At 61.9% G+C, this 17,461-nt stretch carries 15 protein-coding genes and 1 pseudogene; 9 read left to right on the plus strand and 7 right to left on the minus strand.

The window, feature by feature from the left end:
• The first annotated feature begins 7 nt into the window (after window positions 1-7).
• The 5 genes from LB552_RS07390 to LB552_RS07410 are packed head-to-tail and all read left to right on the plus strand — an operon-like array spanning window position 8 to window position 5,296.
• The gene (locus tag LB552_RS07390; RefSeq protein ID WP_224603327.1) at window positions 8-1,534 is read left to right on the plus strand and encodes a sugar ABC transporter ATP-binding protein; all 1,527 of its coding nucleotides are present in this window, start codon (window positions 8-10) and stop codon (window positions 1,532-1,534) included.
• Window positions 1,531-2,562 (plus strand): ABC transporter permease, encoded by a 1,032-nt coding sequence (locus LB552_RS07395; protein WP_224603328.1) that lies wholly within the window; start codon window positions 1,531-1,533, stop codon window positions 2,560-2,562. Before LB552_RS07390 ends, LB552_RS07395 begins: the two co-directional genes overlap by 4 nt.
• Complete coding sequence (locus LB552_RS07400) at window positions 2,559-3,545, plus strand: ABC transporter permease (RefSeq protein ID WP_224603329.1); 987 nt, start codon at window positions 2,559-2,561, stop codon at window positions 3,543-3,545. The genes LB552_RS07395 and LB552_RS07400 overlap by 4 nt, the downstream gene beginning before the upstream one ends.
• 21 nt (window positions 3,546-3,566) lie before the next feature.
• Window positions 3,567-4,532, plus strand: coding sequence for a carbohydrate kinase family protein (locus tag LB552_RS07405; RefSeq protein ID WP_224603330.1), 966 nt, complete (start codon window positions 3,567-3,569; stop codon window positions 4,530-4,532).
• Window positions 4,529-5,296: an SDR family NAD(P)-dependent oxidoreductase gene (locus LB552_RS07410; RefSeq protein WP_224603332.1), complete on the plus strand. Its 768-nt coding sequence runs from the start codon at window positions 4,529-4,531 to the stop codon at window positions 5,294-5,296. The genes LB552_RS07405 and LB552_RS07410 overlap by 4 nt, the downstream gene beginning before the upstream one ends.
• Window positions 5,297-5,817: 521 nt before the next feature.
• Here LB552_RS07410 and LB552_RS07415 read toward each other — a convergent pair.
• From LB552_RS07415 to LB552_RS07440, 6 genes and pseudogenes are all read right to left on the minus strand, one after another.
• Window positions 5,818-5,988, minus strand: a pseudogene (locus LB552_RS07415) (D-amino-acid oxidase); the annotation flags it as partial.
• Window positions 5,987-7,054, minus strand: coding sequence for a cyclic nucleotide-gated potassium channel (locus LB552_RS07420; protein ID WP_224523919.1), 1,068 nt, complete (start codon window positions 7,052-7,054; stop codon window positions 5,987-5,989). The gene LB552_RS07420 and the pseudogene LB552_RS07415, both read right to left, overlap by 2 nt.
• Window positions 7,055-7,119: 65 nt before the next feature.
• Window positions 7,120-8,184 carry an adenylate/guanylate cyclase domain-containing protein gene (locus LB552_RS07425; RefSeq protein ID WP_140846244.1) on the minus strand — a complete coding sequence of 355 codons (1,065 nt, stop codon included), beginning with the start codon at window positions 8,182-8,184 and terminating at the stop codon, window positions 7,120-7,122.
• Window positions 8,185-8,187: 3 nt separating this feature from the next.
• Window positions 8,188-8,682, minus strand: coding sequence for a Rab family GTPase (locus tag LB552_RS07430; RefSeq protein ID WP_224603339.1), 495 nt, complete (start codon window positions 8,680-8,682; stop codon window positions 8,188-8,190).
• A 13-nt stretch (window positions 8,683-8,695) separates the two neighbouring features.
• Window positions 8,696-11,743 (minus strand): OmpA family protein, encoded by a 3,048-nt coding sequence (locus LB552_RS07435; RefSeq protein ID WP_224603340.1) that lies wholly within the window; start codon window positions 11,741-11,743, stop codon window positions 8,696-8,698.
• 7 nt (window positions 11,744-11,750) lie between these two features.
• The gene (locus tag LB552_RS07440) at window positions 11,751-12,437 is read right to left on the minus strand and encodes a hypothetical protein (protein ID WP_224545057.1); all 687 of its coding nucleotides are present in this window, start codon (window positions 12,435-12,437) and stop codon (window positions 11,751-11,753) included.
• A gap of 24 nt (window positions 12,438-12,461) precedes the next feature.
• Between LB552_RS07440 and LB552_RS07445 the strand changes: the two genes are divergently transcribed.
• The 4 genes from LB552_RS07445 to LB552_RS07460 all read left to right on the plus strand — a co-directional run bounded on the left by LB552_RS07445 (window position 12,462) and on the right by LB552_RS07460 (window position 16,573).
• The gene (locus LB552_RS07445; protein WP_224523648.1) at window positions 12,462-12,788 is read left to right on the plus strand and encodes a hypothetical protein; all 327 of its coding nucleotides are present in this window, start codon (window positions 12,462-12,464) and stop codon (window positions 12,786-12,788) included.
• Window positions 12,789-12,949: 161 nt separating this feature from the next.
• Window positions 12,950-14,164, plus strand: coding sequence for a glycosyltransferase family protein (locus LB552_RS07450; protein WP_095765770.1), 1,215 nt, complete (start codon window positions 12,950-12,952; stop codon window positions 14,162-14,164).
• A 1-nt stretch (window position 14,165) separates the two neighbouring features.
• Complete coding sequence (locus tag LB552_RS07455) at window positions 14,166-15,410, plus strand: glycosyltransferase (protein ID WP_224603341.1); 1,245 nt, start codon at window positions 14,166-14,168, stop codon at window positions 15,408-15,410.
• Window positions 15,407-16,573 (plus strand): glycosyltransferase family protein, encoded by a 1,167-nt coding sequence (locus LB552_RS07460; RefSeq protein WP_224603342.1) that lies wholly within the window; start codon window positions 15,407-15,409, stop codon window positions 16,571-16,573. Before LB552_RS07455 ends, LB552_RS07460 begins: the two co-directional genes overlap by 4 nt.
• Window positions 16,574-16,678: 105 nt before the next feature.
• On the opposite strand, the gene LB552_RS07465 is transcribed toward LB552_RS07460, so the two are convergent.
• Window positions 16,679-17,353, minus strand: coding sequence for a class I SAM-dependent methyltransferase (locus LB552_RS07465; RefSeq protein WP_411909021.1), 675 nt, complete (start codon window positions 17,351-17,353; stop codon window positions 16,679-16,681).
• Between the last annotated feature and the right edge of the window lie 108 nt (window positions 17,354-17,461).

Consider the following 17,461-nt stretch of genomic DNA (forward strand, 5'->3'; position numbering starts at 1 on the left):
GACGGCCATGCAGACAGCAAAGCGTGACATTGCTGTATCGATGACGGGCATATCGAAGCGGTTTGGTCCGGTGCGCGCCTTGGAAAACGCGAATCTCGAGATCGCGCGCGGCTCGATCCTCGGTCTTGTCGGCCAGAACGGCGCCGGCAAGTCGACCATCATCAAGGTGCTGGCCGGCATCATCAAGTCGGACAGCGGCTCGATCGTCATCAATGGCGAAACCGTCAGCGCGCTGACGCCTGCTTCGGTCGAAAAGCTCGGCGTGCACTTCATCCACCAGGACAGGCTCCTAGTGCCGACCGCGACCGTCGGCGAAGCGGTCTTCCTCGGCCACGAAATCGGCCTCGGTCCATTCGTCAGCCGCCGTGCCATGGAGCGCCGCGCCGCTGATCTGTTGAAGCGCTTCTTCGGCATGGAACTGCCGGCCGGAACCCTCGTCAAGGACCTCACCACGGCGCAGCAGAAGGTGGTGCAGATCACCCGGGCGCTGGCGCAGAAGGCGTCGGTGCTGGTGCTCGACGAGCCGACGGCGGCGCTGGTCAAGCGCGAGGTCGACAGCCTGTTCGACGTGCTACGCCGGCTGCGCGACGACGGCATCGCAGTGGTCTTCATTTCCCACTACATGCAGGAGATCGAAAAGCTCTGCGACCGCGTCACCGTGATGCGCAACGGCACCGATGTCGGCACAGTCGATCCGCGCCAGACGCCGATCGACGAGATCATCTCGATGATGATCGCTCGCGATGTCGGCGAGATGTTTCCGAAGCGCTCGGTCGAGCTTGGCGCACCGGTGCTGGAAATTTCCAACCTGCGGCTTGGCGGCAGCTTCGAGAACATCGGCTTCAACGTCCGCGCCGGCGAGATCGTCGGCCTGACCGGCCTGCTCGGCTCCGGCGCCAAGGAAATCGTGCAGTGCCTGTTCGGCCTCAAGACCGCCGATGGCGGCCAGGTCAAGGTCGAGGGCAGGGAGCTGTCGCTGTCGACGCCGGTCAAGGCGGTGCGCGACGGCATCGCCATGCTGCCGGAAGACCGCCGCGCCCATGGCGTGGCACTTGGCCTGTCCGTGCGCGAGAACATCTCCTTGGCCAGCCTGCGCCGCTATTCGCGCAGCGGCATGGTCAGCCGTGGCGCCGAGAACCAGGCGGTGGACGGCCTGATTAAGGAGCTGTCGATCAAGACGCCGCATCGCGACGCGCTGGTGCGCGAGCTCTCCGGCGGCAACCAGCAGAAGGTGGCGATCGCCAAATGGCTGAGCTGCCAGTCGCGCGTCTATGTGCTGGACGAACCGACGGTTGCCGTCGATGTCGGCGCCAAGGTCGAGATCTACAATCTGTTGAACCGCCTGGCGAGCGACGGCGCGGCGATCCTGCTTCTGTCCTCCGACCTGCTGGAGCTGGTCGGCGTCTGCGACCGCGTGCTGGTTGTCTATCGCGGCAGGCTTGCCGGCAGTTTCTCCGGCCCCGCGATGAACAGCGACGCGCTGCTGGCAGCTTCGTCCGGCGCGCGCTCGAACACCGATGGGGTGGCCGCATGAGCGCGACTGTTCTCCACACCGAAGTCGGCGTTTCCGACGAGAAGCAGACCGCCGCAAAGAGCGCCGGCCGGCGCTTTGGCGCGCTCGTCGTGCGGCTCGGCGCGATCGCCGCCTTCGCCGCGATCATGGCCTATTTCGTCATCTTCGCGCCGGGCTTCACCTCGACCTTCAACCTGATCAACGTCGTCGAGCAGTCGGCGATTCTGGGTGTGCTCGCCTATGGCATGACGGCCGTCATCATCGGCGGCGGTTCCGATGTCACTGAAGGCGGCATAGATCTGTCGATCGCCGCCAATATGGGACTCTGCGCCGCCGTCTACGCGACGCTCTTGTCGATGGGCTATGGCGATTTCCTTTCCGTGCTAGCGGCCATCGCCGTCGGCATGGCGGTCGGCGCGTTGAACGCCCTTGCCGTGGTCGGCCTCGGCATCCTGCCGTTGCTCGCAACGCTTGCCGTGCTCAACGTCGCAGCCGGCATGGAACTCACGCTCACCCAGAACACGGTGGTCGGCGCATCCTCCCCGCTGCTCGGCGTGCTGGTTTCGGGCAGCTTCCTCGGCATCTCCGCGCTTGCCTGGGCGCTGATCGTCTTCTCCGCGATCATGATCGTGGTCGTCCACGGCACGTCTTTCGGGCTCAGGCTCTACGCAGTCGGCGGCCATCCCGAGGCGGCGCGCGCAGCCGGCATCAGCGTGCCCTTCTATGTCTCCTTCACCTATGTTCTCAGCGGCCTCTGCGCGGCGGTGGCGGCGATCCTCACCGTCTCGCGCCTGTCGGCCAGCACGCCCGGTTCCGGCGAGTTGCTTCTGTCGGTACTGGCGGCGGCATTGCTCGGCACCGTCTTTTCGCGCCGCTTCGTGCCGACCATGGCCGGCACGCTGCTCAGCGTGCTGTTCATCGGCCTCCTCGCCAACGGCTTCCAGCTGCTCAACGTCTCCAGCTACTGGGTCAACGGCGTGCAGGGCGCGCTGATCCTGCTGGTGGTGGCGATCACATCTTTTGCTCGCGGTTCGGAGGGTTCGCGATGAGCGTCTCGGCCAACGACAACTCGGCCAAGGTGAGTGTGCGCGGCTTTCTCGCCAAGTACAGCGTGCTCGTCGCCTTCGCGGCCATCCTCGTCTTCTTTTCGGTGGCGAGCCCGACCTTCCTGACGCCGGCCAACCTCTTCAATGTGCTGGTCAATAACGTCGTCATGCTGGCGATCGTCGCGCTCGGCCTCACCATCGTCATCTCGTCGGGCGGTATCGATCTCTCAGTCGGCGTCTCCGTCGACATGGCAAGCATGATTTTCGTCATGCTTCTGGCCGCCGGCTACAGCGGCGTGGTCGGCGTCGCCGGCGGGCTCGGCGCCGCTCTGATCGTCGGCATCCTCAACGCAATCCTCATCACCAGGCTGAACATCAGCCCCTTCCTGGCGACGCTCGGCGTGCTCTTCATCGGCCAGAGCACGCAGCAGCTCGCCACCAGCGGCGGCCAGCCGATCTATCTCACCAGCGGCTATGCCGCAGACCAGTTCAACGCCATCGCCCGCACCGCTTTGTTCGGGATACCGACCCCGGTCCTCGTGCTGATCGTCCTCGTCATCGCGGTCCATGTCCTGCTGCATCGTTCGGTGTTCGGCCGCTACGTCCAGGCCATGGGCGCGCAGCCGGGCGTGGCCTGGTATTCCGGCATCCGCGTGCCGCGCGAATTGTCGATGGTGCATGTTCTGTGCGCGCTGCTTGCCGGCGTCACCGGCATCCTGCTCTCGGCGACCGTGAAGTCCTACGTGCCGCTCTCCGGCAACGCCTTCCTGCTCGACGCGATCGGCGCCACCTTCATCGGCACGACGCTGAGCCGCGAGCGCAAGCCCTCGGTCATCGGCACACTGCTCGGCGTGCTTTTGCTCGCCATCGTCAAGAACGGGCTGCTGCTCGTCGGCTGGAATTTCTACTGGCAGCAGGTCGGCATCGGCGTGCTGGTCTTCCTGGTGCTGGCCGCGAGCTTCGGCCTGCGCCGCGCCGCCCATTGAGTTCGAAAGGTTAAGTCAACCATGCCACAATTCGACGTCAGCTCGATCGGCTTCTATGTCCTCGACATTCTCGGGCGGCCGGTCTCGCGCATCCCCGAAGGCGGCCGGGCCGACTATATCGAGGAGATCCGCATGACCGTCGCCGGCACGGCGGGCGCGACCGGCATGGACTGCGCCATCCTCGGCCTGAAGACCCGCGCCGTCACTACCATCGGCACCGACGATATGGGCGATTGGTTCCTCGCCAAGCTGAAGAAATACGGTCTGGAGACGAGCCTTGTCCGCCGCGACGGCAGCGTCCAGACCTCGTCCACCATCCTGCCGGTGCGGCCGAACGGCGAGCGGCCCGCATTGCATGTGCCGGGTACCGCCACCTTGTTCGACGTTGTTGAGGCCGATCTCGACGCGGCGCTCGACGCCGCCGTCGTCCATGTCGGCGGCACCGGCCTGCTCAAGCGCTTCGACGGCGAGCCGACCGTCAGGCTTTTGAAGCGCGCCAAGGAACTCGGCCGCGTCACTACTTTCGATCTGATCCAGGCGACGCCGGAGACCTGGAAGCTGGTCGAGCCGTGCCTTCCTTACATCGACTATTTCGTGCCCAGCATCGACGAAGCCGGCGAGATGGCGCACGACCGCGATCCGGCCCGCGTCGCCGCTTTCTTCAGGGCGAGAGGCGTGAAGAATTGCATCCTGACGCTCGGTGCCGGCGGCGTCTATGTCTCGCCCGAACATGGCGAGGATTTCCATCTGCCCGCCTTCGAGGTCGAGGTCTTCGACACCACGGGCTGCGGCGATTCCTTCACGGCCGGCATCATCGTCGGCATCGTCAAGGGCTGGGACCTGAAGCAGTCCGCGCGCTTTGCCAGCGCGGTCGCCGCCAAGGTGGCGATGGGGCTGGGCTCCGACGGCAAACTCGTTTCGTTCGACGACACGATCGCGGCGATGAATTCGCTCCCAGTCAAGACATCAAAGGTGGAAGCAGCATGACCATTCTTCCTGAGGCCAAGGGCAAGACGGCTCTCGTCACCGGCGCCAGCCGCGGCATCGGTAGGGCGCTCGCGAAGGGGCTAGCCGAAGCGGGCTTCGACGTCGCCATCACCGACCTGCCCTCGCAGGCGGCCGGGCTCGACGCGACCAGAGGCGAGATCGAGGCTGCCGGCCGCAAGGCCTATGTCTACACGATGGATGTCAGCAACAAGAAGGACGTCGAAGCGACGGCGCAGGCGTTGCTCGAGGCTGCCGGCAGCATCGATGTGCTGGTCAACAATGCCGGCATTCTCAAGCCCAGCCTGCTGCAGGACCTCGACGAAGCCAACTGGGACGCGCATTTCGACGTCAACGCCAAGGGCGTGCTGATGATGTGCCAGGCGGTGCTGCCGCATATGCGCGCCAGGAAGTCCGGCCGGGTGATCAACATCGCCTCTATCGCCGGCCGGCAGGGCGTGCCGACGCAGGGCCACTACGCCGCAACCAAGGCGGTGGTGATCACGCTCACCCGCGTGCTGGCGCAGGAGGTCGGCATGGACGGCGTCACCGTCAATGCGATCTGCCCCGGCATCATCCTGACCGAGATGGGCAAGAACAATCTGGGCAGCGAAGCCGCGATCCGCCATTGGGAGGATGTCGCCGCGCTGAAGCGCCTCGGCGCGCCGGAAGACATCGTCGGACCGGTGCTGTTCTTCGCCTCGGATCTCTCGGCCTTCGTCACCGGCCAGGCGCTCAACGTCGACGGCGGCATCTACTACCACTGACCATTCGCTGGGGTGGCCGCGCGATCGCCAAGCCCACTTCTTGGCGCAGAGCCGCCGTTTACCCATGGAATGCTTGAGTCGGATTCGGCTCAGAACGGCTGGTTCAGCGGAAAGCTTGAGGAAGTGTCGAGGGCGTTCAAAGAGGGGAGGGATCGTCTTAACGTAGGGTTGAATTGCGCATGGAACAGCTTCAAGTCACTCTCCATCTTGGTCATTGGGTTCGTCAGACCATACGAGAGAGTACGAGGGAAAAAGGTTGGCGGGCCAGCCGCTAACGTATTGATTTTCCCGTTTGTTCTCACGCCCTCCGAGCCTACCACACTATGCCTACATCTACTGTTCTCGCTGAATTTTTGAGAGTCGATTCATATTATGGATTCGAACCCTCTCGTTTGAAGAAGCTCGAAGTGTCTTTTGGCATTTCGAAGGGGCGTTGCATTCGGTGAAATCGGCGTGCTTCTGATTCAGATGGAGTCTAACGTTGAGCTACCATAGCCCGTTTAGACAAGTAACGTTGCCTCTCAACTGAAACGGCTGGCGCGGAAGGCCGCGAGCATTGGGTGCGGGTTGCCTGAGACAATCTCACGGGCAAGCAACTCTCCGACAATCAGTCCAAGCGTGGCGCCAGTGTGGCTGAAGGCAACGTGGAGACCAGGGACGGTCTCGAGCTCTCCAAGCACCGGCTCGCCGTCAAGGCATCGGCGCCGCGCCGCGCCGCTCGAGCGCGGTCTTGCGGATGATTTCCGCGATCTCCGGGCTGCTGCCGCATAGCATCTGGAAATCCGACGAGTGCAGCGATAGCAGTGAGACCGCCGTTGCGGCGCTGACGGTCGCCATACGCGGTTCGCCGCTGATCAGCGCCATCTCGCCGAAGAAGGCGCCAGGGCCAAGCTCCACCGGATTCGGTGTTGCGACGCTGACGCGCCCCTCCACGACGAAGAACATCTGGTCACCGCTCTCGCCATTGCGGCAGATCACGGCGCCCGCCGGCACGGTGCGAGGTCTTAACGCGCGCACGATCTCGACCAGCACGGCCGGTCCGAGCTTCTGAAACAACGGCACGGCGGCGACCAATTGCCAATTACGGACAAAGTCCCCGCGACGGACTTCTTGATAGAAGCCGGTGGCAAGAATGCCTGCCCAGAGGGCGAAGATGCCGATGCCACTCATCATGACAGCCCCAGCAAGGACACGGCCAGCGAAGCTTTGCGGAATAGCGTCGCCATAGCCGGTGGTGGACAGCGTGACCACCGCCCACCACATTGCCTGGGGGATGCTGCCGAACTTTTCCGGTTGGATATCGCGCTCGATGACATAGCCCGCGAGAGCGACACCGAACAGAACGACGCCGAAGAGCGTGGTAACGCCGATCAGGTTGCGCGCTTCGTTGGCCAGCACCCTGCCCAGCACCGGGAAGAAAGTCGAGTCGCGCAGCGGTTTCAGGAGCCAGACAGCACAGTAGAGGCTCCGGTCGGGCGTGCCAACGAGCAGAAATGCGGCGAGTGGAACCAAGACCGCGAGCACATCGATGGCGATTGCCGGCGTCCTGTCCCTAGCGTCTACCGCCTGGCGCTTGAGCAGCGTCGCGGCCATTTGCAGGAGATAGGCGCCCCAAATGACAGCGAGCACCACAGCCAGAGCCAGCCTGCTTCGTCCGGACATGTCCGGTATCGTGAGCCCAGCCACCGCCAGAAGCCCAGGCGCAGCCAGCACCGCGTTGAGCGGCGCGTAAATTCTTACAAAAGGCAGTACCGACATTTCTATGCCCGCGAGTGGCTGCTGCCCTCCAAAATAGGATGCCTTCGAGGCAAGCGTAAAGGTGCCTAGAGCCGCCACATTCGCACGCGACCTGTGCCACGCAATTCCGTTTCCCCGAGCGGCTCGCAAGCAAATTCCGGCCCAAGCAATTGATGAGTCGCATCCGAAATACGGATTTCATCGGGCTCTGCAGCTTTTTGAATGCGCGCGGCGAGATTGACGGTGTCGCCCCACAGGTCATAGACGAACCGCCTTTTGCCGATGACGCCCGCGACGATTGGCCCTGAGTGAATTCCAATTCTAAGGCTTAGCGGTTCTCCTGCGAAGCGCTCGCACCTGGCCGCCTCCCGCAGCTCGAGCGCATAATGTGCAAGGGCGTGCGCGTGATCTGGTCGCGCGACGGGCAGGCCAGCGACCGCCATGACGCAATCGCCGATGGTCTTGATCTTTTCGCAGCCATGCTGTTCCGAGAGCAGATCCGCAGCCCTGAAGAAGTAATTCAAGATAGCGAGCGTCGTCGTGGCTCCGACGCTCCGCGCTCTTTCCGTAAAACCGACGATGTCGGCAAAGAGCACACTGACCTCCGCGTGGTTGTCTGCAATTTGCTCGTCCGCCTTCAGCCGCTCCGCGATCGAGGCCGGAAGAATGTTAAGGAGCAGGGATTCGGCGCGCCGGTACTCGCGCGACAAACCCTCCTGGCTCTCCCTCAATGCCTCATTCGTCGATTGCAGCTTCGCATTGAGTTGACGCTCCCTCTCCTGCAGAAGCGTCATTTCGTATGCCTTCTGCTGAAGCCGCTGCTGGTGGTCGCGTTCGGGCGTGGCGTCGAGAAAGACCAGCCACACCGAGTCGCCATCGCCAAAGAAGTGAAGGTCCGCGACATGCCCGCCGGGCAGTTCCATCATGGGCATATGGAATGGAAGCTCGGGGCAAGGCAGCAGCCCTTCCATGAATTCAAGCTGCTGGGCAACGGGCTCGCCGAGGCGAAGCGACGAGAGCCCGTAAAAGTCGAGATTGCCGCCCTTGGCTTCTATGCATTGCCGGCTATCGATCATCAGATAAGCTGCGAAGCGCTCATTCGAGAAGAAGTCGTATATCCAGCTTCTGACTTCTTTCGGCAAACTGGACATGGTCTAGTTGGCGACCATCGAAGCAAGCTGACGAAACGCATCGTCGACATGTTCGCCCGAAAGCGCGCTCGTCAGATAGATCTGCCATCCACGTTGCTTGAGTTCGTCGATCTCGCCCTCCGGTATCGCCCACCGATCAGTCAGGTCGGACTTGTTGAACAGCAATATGAACGGCATGGCGCCGAATTCGGCCTCGCACCGTTCGCGCAGCGTGAGCGCCACCGCAAGAGTGGCTGGCCGGGTTCCATCGGCGACCAGCACGAGCCCGGTCGCGCCTCGCACATAGCTGACGCGGAACGAGCCGATATCGTCTTCGCCGGCCAGATCCCACAAGATCAGGTCCACTGTCTTGTCCGGAAACGCGACGCTCTTCTTGTCGATCTTGACGCCGACCGTGGTCAGGTAGTTTTCCGAGAAGATGCTTTGGACGAACCTGCGCACCAAGCTGGTCTTGCCGACGGCGAACCCGCCCAACATGCAGATCTTTTTTTGCAGCATCCTGGGCTCCGCGCTACTCTAGGTTCACCGTAATCGAAACCCGGCGATTGGTGGAGTTCCCAGTTCGGCTATTTTCATTTTCGGGCACCGCCGGCTCGAAGGTGCCGGCGCCCCGAACCTGCAGGAGTTCCGGAGCGACGCCGCGCTTGTTGAGAAGCGCGCGAACTGTCTCGGCGCGGGCGGCGCTGATCGACGCGTTGGCCGTCTCGCGACCCGTTATGTCCGAATGGCCGGTCAACATGAACCGCGCCGTCACGCCTGCCTTGTGGGCATTTTCTGCGAATTCCTTCAGCTGATCAGCCAGTCTGTCGAGCACCGGCGTCTGCTCCGGTCCCGGGACAACTCTACCGGAAGAGAAGAAAATATCGGTCGTCTGGATGGCCTCTCTCAACTGATTAAGCTCTGCAAGGTTTAGCTCGCTCAGCTGCGAGACATCCAGAACCACTCCGTCCGCCGAAAGTTGGTCGGCGGCGGCCCGCGCTCGGCTGATCCAGCCGGCAGGTGCCTCGCCCACAACGACGATGCGACCCTGGACGATCGAAAGCCGAACCGATTTCGGCGGGGACAGCGACGCCGTCAGCCGCTTCACCACGAACTTCGGATCAAGACTCTGATAGAATTGCCACTGTGAATGAACGCGAGCGGGATCGACCTGTGTTCCGGACAGCAGAGCTTTTGGGTCGACGGCAAGAGGATCTCTCAGACCGGAAATGTAGAAATCTCCGCCCCTCGCCGATTGCTGAGCGACGATGATTCCCGGTTCGGCCTCAAGTCGCGACACATAATACTGCCAATGCTCCGCCGCGCGTGCATCGGGGCTCACATCACGAACCTTGGAGATGTCGAACTCCGGGCCGCCTTCTGAAAGCTGTCTTGCCGCTGCGCGCGCCCGATCTATCCAGGTGTCGGGAGCCTCACCCTCGGCAACAATGCGACCTTTGACGATTGAAAGTCGCACTTTATCCATCGGATACAGCGACGCCGTTAGCCGCTTCAAGACGAACTGCGGCTCAAGGCTCTGATAGAATTGCCAGCTGGCATGAACGCGCGCGGGATCGACCTGCGTCCCGGACAGCAGCGACTGCGGGTCGACGGCAAGCGGGTCTCTCAGGCCGGCAATATAGAATTGGCCATCGCGCACATTCTGTTGGGCGACGATGATGCCGGGCTGCGCCTCCAGGCGCGACACATAGGCCTGCCAGCGCTCCTCGGGGCTCACATCACGGACCCCGGAAATGTCGAAGACCGGGCCGCCGGCTGAAAGCTGCTGGGCGGCCGCGCGCGCCCGGTTGATCCACGCGGTGGTGGCTACACCCGCGGCAACGATGCGATCATTGACGACTGAAAGCCGCACCGAATCCGGCGGAGCAAGCGAGGCCGTCAGCCGTTTAAGCACGAACTGCGGCTCAAGGCTCTGGTAGAATTGCCAGCTTGCATGAACACGCGCGGGATCGACCTGCGTTCCCGCCAACAGCGACCTTGGGTCGGCGGCAAGCGGGTCTCTCAGACCTGTAATGTAGAATTGGCCGTCGCGCACGTTGTGATCGGCGACGATGATGCCAGGCTGGGTCTCCAGTTGCGACACGTAGGCCTGCCAGCGCTCCTCGGCGCTCACATCGCTGACCCCGGAAATGTCGAAGACCGGGCCGCCTGCCGAAAGCTGCTGGGCAGCGGCCCGCGCCCGGTCGATCCACGTGGTGGTCGCCTCGCCCTCGGCGACAATGCGACCATCGACGACCGAGAGTCGTACCGAATCCGGCGGCGCCAGCGACGCCGACAGCCGCTTCAGCACGAATTCCGGCTCGAGGCTCTGATAGAAGTGCCAGTTTGAATGAACGCGGGCGGGATCGACCTCCGTTCCCGGCAGCAGCGACTGTGGGTCCGCGGCGAGCGGGTCTCTCAGGCCGGCGACATAGAACTCGCCGCCACGGATTTTTTGGTCCGAAACGACGATGCCCGGTTGGGCTGCCAGCCGCGACAGGTAGGTCTGCCAGCGGTGTGCGGATTGCCAGGACAGAAAGAACCAGCCGCCCCCCACGATCAATGCCAGCAGGACCGCCGTCACCACCAGCCACGGAAATCCCTCTTTCGTATCCATGTGCTGCAGCTCGACGCAGGTCTGCAACTGCGTCTCCACGCCGGGCAACTGGGAACTATCGCCGTCGAACCGCTCCAGGGCTCGCGAGGATTCTTGATGGATGCGAAGCAGTACGTCGCGGATGACTTCATGCAGTTCCTCCGGAGGATTTCCCCGGATCACCGCAACCAGGGTCGCAAACTGTCCGACTTCCGACCAGAGGCGAAGTTCCCCAAACCGGATGGTGTCGAGGCCGCTGTTTTCCTTCTCTTTGAAAGAGTCCTTCACAAAATCCTGGATGGCGCTCAGCATCGAGGAAATCAGTTGAGGGTCTTCGCTGGTTGCGTCTTGGGATGTTACATGCGCAATCAGGAGCCCAGAAGCGCGACTGATGAGAAAGACATGTTCCACGCGATAGATAAGAGAATGCTTGAGAACAACTGCCGAGAAGCTTGTCCCCGTTCGCCAGGCTTCAAACCTCCACTTCAACCCATGCCAAGTGAATATATGCCTCAGAGACTCATTCAACGACTGGAAGGTCTGGTCGATCTTTTCGCCGATCGACTTGCGAATGGCCGGCAGAAAAACCGGATACAATATATCGGTCAGCGTGTTCGGGTTCTTTTGGATGGACCGCTGCGCGGCTCTCTCGACGGCCGGGGCAAGGGCCTCGCCGAGTTGCGCATGGGACGCGCGCGCCGTTGCTTCGGGCAGAACGTTTCCCACCGCGGCGGCAAGCTGCTCGGGTTCGTCGAGCAGGTGCGTAACGCGTGACAGCTCCGAGATCTCGCCGCCGACGAGCAGTTGGCGGAGCCTTTCAAGCCGATGATCGGCGGCCGGAACGCCTTCGTAAAGGGCACGGTTGTCCGGATCGACGTTCCGGGCAATTTCCACTAAAAGGCGGGCCAAAGCCTCGCGATCAATACCGGTATCGTTCGAAGCTTGTCTTTGAGATAGGCTGATTGGTTCGACGCTCGACGTCAAGTTCCGATCAACTCACTTTCCAGCCACGCTCCGAATTGCCCTTGCTGCCGACGGGATCCTGGTTGAGACATTTCGCGACCTCGACGAACAGGCCGGCCAGAAGATTCCGGTCAGTCTTGACGTTGCTGAGATCGGAAAAGATCTTCTCCATCAGCATTTGAGCGCTTTCGTTCTTCTGCTTGATTTCCTCGCGCAGCAAATGGTCGCTTCTGCTCATGCGATCCGCGAATTCACGCTCGAGCTCGCTCAATTGGTCCGACAAGGCGCGCACCTGCTTTTCGAGCGCCTGGTTTTGATCGCGAAGATTGCGGTCGATCTCCTTGTCGGCCTCGGCGCGCGCATCCTTTTCGTTGCGCAACTGCGTCGCCAGCGAGTCGACCTGCTTCTTGGCATTCGACTCGTAGGTTTCAAGATTGCGCTTGGTTTCGGACTCGACATCCTTGAAGCGTTGCAGGAACCGCTCTTCAAGCTTGGAGAAACGGCGGTCGTAGTCCTGCATCTGATTGCCGAACAAAAGATCGCGTATCTTGTCGACACCTGGAGCATCACCGCCGGCCCCGCCCTCGCGAGCCTGGGAGGCCATGAAGTTCAGCCCGTTTCCCTCTGCATTACCTATCAGATTTGCGTCCGCTTTACTTGCCGAAGAAGCGGCACTCGAAGATTCCTTCGCCATTTCTGTGCCCCAATTACCCACTGCAACATTAGGAGATGGTAAACTATGTCAGACAAATACCAAGCCCGCAAGACGGAATCCGTTGGTTTGACCCAGCCGAACGCCACGTCACCGACGTGGCAATGGAAGTTGGAGCGATTCCATCTTAAAAGCGGCCGCGACTTATCAGCGATCAAACCGGCAGGCGCGGGGTCGTCGAAGCAGTGTGACGGTCCGCAATCTCTGCGCTCACGGGCGTTCAACCGCAAGGCGATCAACCGCGTAACGACGGCGGCAGCGCTCAGGGCCGGCAGCCAAAGATGGAAAATCGGGGATGATCAATACCAGCGAATGGTGCAGGTTCTTCATGATCCGTGGCAAGCGGGCAACTGAGCGGGTGCGGCTCCCGCTTCAGCATATGGACCCCTTGAGGAATACAAATTGAAAATTTTGCCCTCATGTTTCACAACAGGTCGGTGGGCTCGCGAGGGTGGTTTCGAATCCAGCGGGTCGTCCCCGGTTCTCAACGCGAGAATTCTGAAAGACGTTCAATAATGACGCAGCACGTACAAGACGCTCGAATTCTCATGTATAGCCACGACACGTTCGGGCTCGGCCACTTGCAGCGCTGCCGGACGATCGCGCATTCGCTGGTCGAGGATTTCCGCGGACTTCAGGTGCTGATCATTTCAGGCGCGCCTATCGCCGGCGCCTTCGACTATCGCGCCCGTGTCGACTTCGTGAAGATCCCCAGCGTCATCAAGTTGCGCAACGGCGAATACACCTCGCTGGAAAAGGATATCGATCTGCATGAGACGCTCAGGATGCGGCAGTCGATCATCCGCCACACAGCCGAGACCTTCCGGCCGGAAATCTTCATCGTCGACAAGGAACCGCTCGGCCTGCGCGGTGAGATCGAGGACACGCTGTCCTACCTCAAGACGCGAGGTACCACGCTCGTGCTTGGCCTGCGCGAGGTGATGGATGCGCCGCATCTGCTCGAAGCAGAGTGGGCCCGCAGGGATGTGATGCGCAAGATAGGCCTGTTCTACGACAAGGTCTGGGCCTATGGCCCGCCGGATTTCTACGATCCGTTGACCGGCTTGGATGTGCCGCCGGCTGTCAGGGCAAAGATGCGGTTCGTCGGCTTCCTGCAACGGAGCCTGCAGCGGAACGAGTTGCCCGGCCACCGGCCCGAGGGCGAGTATATCCTCGTTACCACGGGGGGCGGCGGTGACGGCGCGGAACTGATCCACGACGTCATCGATGCCTATCAGCAGGACCCGCAATTGCAGCATAGGGCGCTGATCGTGCTTGGGCCTTACATGCCGGCGCGCAAGCGCAACAAGCTGCTCAAGAAGGGGTCCAAGATCCCCTGCGTCAAGATGATCGAGTTCGACAACCGCATGGAAGACCTGATTGCCGGCGCCAAGGCGGTAGTGGCAATGGGTGGTTACAACACCTATTGCGAGATACTTTCTTTCGACAAGCCGGCGCTGATCGTGCCGCGCGTCGAGCCCCGCCAGGAACAACTGATCCGAGCTCGGCGCGCAGCCGAACTCGGCCTCATCGAGATGCTTTTGCCGGACGAAGCCAAGGATTCCCAGCGGTTTGCCGATGCACTGGTGGCGCTACCGGACCGGCCCCGCCCATCCCAGAGCAATCCGCATCTGAGGCTGGAAGGGCTGCCTCATATTTCCGAAATCGTTGCAGAACTGCTCGATCGGCGGGCCAGCCCTCACCTTTCGGTCATTGAGGGAATGAGCTGAGTTGCAACGTCGCAAGATCGTCGTGGTTCTGAAGGGCTATCCGCGGCTGTCGGAAACCTTCATCGCGCAGGAACTGCTCGGTCTGGAGCGCGCGGGATTCGACCTGATACTCGTCGCGCTCAGGCGGCCGACCGACGCAAAACGCCACCCCGTGCATGACGAGATCAAAGCGCCCGTCCATTATCTGCCGGAATATCTGCATCACGAGCCGCTGCGCGTGGTTCGCTCGCTGTTTGCCTATCTGCTGCGGCCGGGGTTCTGGCGCGCGCTCGGATCGCTGGCTGCCGATATCCCCCGCGACTTTACGCGCAATCGCGTGCGCCGCTTCGGGCAAGCGCTCGTGCTGGCGGCCGAATGGCCGGAAGACGCGGCCTGGCTGCATGCACATTTCGCGCACACGCCGGCCTCGGTGACGCGCTATGCCAGCCTGCTTCGTAGTCTGCCCTGGAGCTGCTCAGCCCATGCCAAGGACATCTGGACTTCGGCGGACTGGGATCTGGCCGGCAAGCTTTCCTCGGCGCGCTGGACTGTCACTTGCACGAAGACCGGCTTCGACCGTCTGAAAAAACTCGCCAACGGCAAGTCGCCTGTGCATCTGAGCTACCATGGGCTCGACCTTGATCGCTTCGGCAGTTTCGGCGAGGCGCGCAAACAGCATGACGGCTCGGCACCGGACGAACCGGTTATCGTTCTGAGTGTCGGGCGCGCCGTTGAAAAGAAAGGTTACGATACCTTGCTGCAGGCGCTTGCCCTCTTGCCTGGCGATTTGGCGTGGCGTTTCGAGCATATCGGTGGCGGCGAGGAGCTGGAGCGGCTCAAGGCGCTGGCGCAAAAGCTCGGCCTGGATGGTCGTGCCTCTTGGAAAGGCGCGCTTGCGCAAGAGGAGGTGCTTGAGCACTACCGCCGCGCCGACATCTTCGCCCTGGCCTGCAGGATCACTGCGAATGGCGACCGGGACGGTCTGCCGAATGTCCTGGTGGAGGCGGCTAGCCAGCGGCTTGCCTGCGTATCGACCGATATTTCCGGCGTGCCGGAGCTTTTATCGCCGGATGAAACCGGGCTGCTGGTTCCGACGGAAAACCCAATTGCCCTGGCAGAGGCGCTGGAGCGCCTGATCCGTGATCCCGTGCTGCGCGCCCGCCTCGGCGACGCCGCGGAGCAGCGCGTGCGCTGCAATTTCGACCATATGGCTAGCATTGGACAGCTCAAGGAACTGTTCGAGCGGGAGTGGCGGGCCGCCGAATGAAGCGACTGCGCGCTTTCTTCTATGTCCAGCACCTCCTCGGCATCGGCCATCTCGCGCGCGCCAGCCGAATTGCGGCGGCTCTGGTCGATGACGGGTTTGACGTAACCGTGGTGACTGGCGGAGCGCCGATCGCGGGGTTTCCAGGACTGGGTGTAAAATCTGTGGCCCTGCCACCCGTCACCTCCGGTGATGAAGGATTTTCCGGACTTGTCGACCTGCAGGGCAAACCCATCGACGATGATTTCAAGAAACGGCGTTCAGACATGCTGCTGCAGGCATTCCTGGAATGCAAGCCTGATATCGTCATTGTCGAGGCGTTTCCATTTGGACGCCGGCAGATGCGTTTCGAACTCTTGCCGCTGATCGAGGCCATCGACGCGACGTCGCCCAGACCGCTGCTGGTGACATCCGTCCGTGATATCCTTCAGGAGCGCGTCAAGCCGGGCCGAAACGAGGAAACGGTCAATCTTATCAACAGGCATTTCGACCTTGTCATGGTCCACGGCGATCCGGCTTTCGCAACCATCGACAAGACATTTCCGCTGGCTGGGGCAATCAGGGCCGAGGTCACCTACACAGGGCTCGTTGCCGCGCCGCCATCGCCCGCGGCCACCGAGCGCTTCGACATTCTGGTGTCGGTTGGCGGCGGGGCTGCCGGAAGGGGCCTTGTCGGTTCCACCATCGCAGCGGCGCGGAATGCCAACAATGGCTGGAAATGGTGTTTGATCACCGGCCCCAACCTGCCGAAAGACGAGTTTGACGCGATCGCACGCGATGCCCCGCCGGGCCTGTCCATCTTCCGCTTCCGCGAGGATTTTGCCAGCTTGCTGACCGGCGCCCGCCTGTCGGTCTCGCAGGCGGGTTACAACACGGTCTGCGATGTCCTGCGCGCGGGTTGTCGCTCCCTGCTCGTGCCGTTTGCAGCCGGCGGGGAAACCGAACAAACAGTTCGCGCCCTGATGCTCGAAGAACTCGGGCTTGCAACGGTGCTGATGGAAAAGGACCTGACGCCTGAAGGTTTGGCGCAGGCGATCGAACAGGCGCTTGTGGCACCGAGGCCGTCCGCGCATTGTCTCGATCTGGAAGGGGCGCGTCACTCGGCGCAAATCCTGTGCGAGCGGCATCGAACACGGTCCCTAAAATGGGGCCCGGTCTCGGAATAGGACATGATCAAGCAGATGGCGGGGCCTAAAGCGCGTCGCGCTGAACCGGATTCAGGCGCCGCGCTTTAAGTCTTTGTTTTGATGCATGTCGTTGTCCTAAATGCATCAAACAGTTCCAATTAGCATGAAGCGCGAATAATTTTTTGTCGGTAGTTCGCCAGAGAATCGTATCTCCCGCAGCGCCGCCATTGCTTCGAGAGCTGCAAGTGAAGCCACGCAGTTGATGTGCGTCGGCTCGCTGAAATAGTCATTTGATTGCAGCAGTACATTCGTGCCCCGCGGAAGCAGGGCAAGCCAGGCACGCAGATCGGCTATGTGCTCGCAGCTCGTATTGACTATCAGATCGGACGGCCCGGCCGCATAGTCGAGTGCGTACATATCTGCTGTTAGCGCCCGGAACCGGCCGCCGGCTTCCCGGTTGAGGGTCCGGGCAACTGGCGCGACTTCGGGATCGATGTCGATGCTATCGACTGCCGCAATATCGAAGCGGGGGTCGTTGAAAAGCATTGCCGGCAATATGCCGTACCATCCGCCCAGAACCCATATGCGCCCGAAGCGCCCGCCGCAGCTTTCGAACAGCCTGTCGAGCGCCCACATCTTGCAGGCCACCTGCTTGTGGTTGAAGGCGTTGGCGATGTCGGCCTTCGGATGTTTGGCGATGACGCGCGCCAGCCCTGCCACGAGAGGGTGGTTGACATAGGCAGCAATTCCCCGCGTGAGGTCCAAGGCCTGCTCGTGCCCGTCCATGCCGGCATTGCGCGGTTGCGTGACATCCATCATATTCGCCTTGTACGTTGGGATTTCGGGCGACACAACGCAATCTTGCCCCGCCAAGCCGCCTCGCAGGCTTCGAACATGTCGCCGGTGATGATTGCCGATGCGCCGTCC

It is taken from the genome of Mesorhizobium sp. CA7 (assembly GCF_020165015.1).
Classification (GTDB): Bacteria; Pseudomonadota; Alphaproteobacteria; order Rhizobiales; family Rhizobiaceae; genus Mesorhizobium.

What these genes read in the sequence shown, in the direction of transcription:
- LB552_RS07410 (WP_224603332.1), top strand. Translation starts at nt 4,529, where the DNA reads ATGACCATTCTTCCTGAGGCCAAGGGCAAGACGGCTCTCGTCACCGGC.
- LB552_RS07445 (WP_224523648.1), top strand. Translation starts at nt 12,462, where the DNA reads ATGTCAGACAAATACCAAGCCCGCAAGACGGAATCCGTTGGTTTGACC.
- LB552_RS07425 (WP_140846244.1), bottom strand. Translation starts at nt 8,184, where the DNA reads ATGTCCAGTTTGCCGAAAGAAGTCAGAAGCTGGATATACGACTTCTTC.
- LB552_RS07465 (WP_411909021.1), bottom strand. Translation starts at nt 17,353, where the DNA reads ATGATGGATGTCACGCAACCGCGCAATGCCGGCATGGACGGGCACGAG.
- LB552_RS07395 (WP_224603328.1), top strand. Translation starts at nt 1,531, where the DNA reads ATGAGCGCGACTGTTCTCCACACCGAAGTCGGCGTTTCCGACGAGAAG.
- LB552_RS07420 (WP_224523919.1), bottom strand. Translation starts at nt 7,054, where the DNA reads ATGTCGGTACTGCCTTTTGTAAGAATTTACGCGCCGCTCAACGCGGTG.
- LB552_RS07390 (WP_224603327.1), top strand. Translation starts at nt 8, where the DNA reads ATGCAGACAGCAAAGCGTGACATTGCTGTATCGATGACGGGCATATCG.
- LB552_RS07460 (WP_224603342.1), top strand. Translation starts at nt 15,407, where the DNA reads ATGAAGCGACTGCGCGCTTTCTTCTATGTCCAGCACCTCCTCGGCATC.
- LB552_RS07405 (WP_224603330.1), top strand. Translation starts at nt 3,567, where the DNA reads ATGCCACAATTCGACGTCAGCTCGATCGGCTTCTATGTCCTCGACATT.
- LB552_RS07450 (WP_095765770.1), top strand. Translation starts at nt 12,950, where the DNA reads ATGACGCAGCACGTACAAGACGCTCGAATTCTCATGTATAGCCACGAC.
- LB552_RS07430 (WP_224603339.1), bottom strand. Translation starts at nt 8,682, where the DNA reads ATGCTGCAAAAAAAGATCTGCATGTTGGGCGGGTTCGCCGTCGGCAAG.
- LB552_RS07400 (WP_224603329.1), top strand. Translation starts at nt 2,559, where the DNA reads ATGAGCGTCTCGGCCAACGACAACTCGGCCAAGGTGAGTGTGCGCGGC.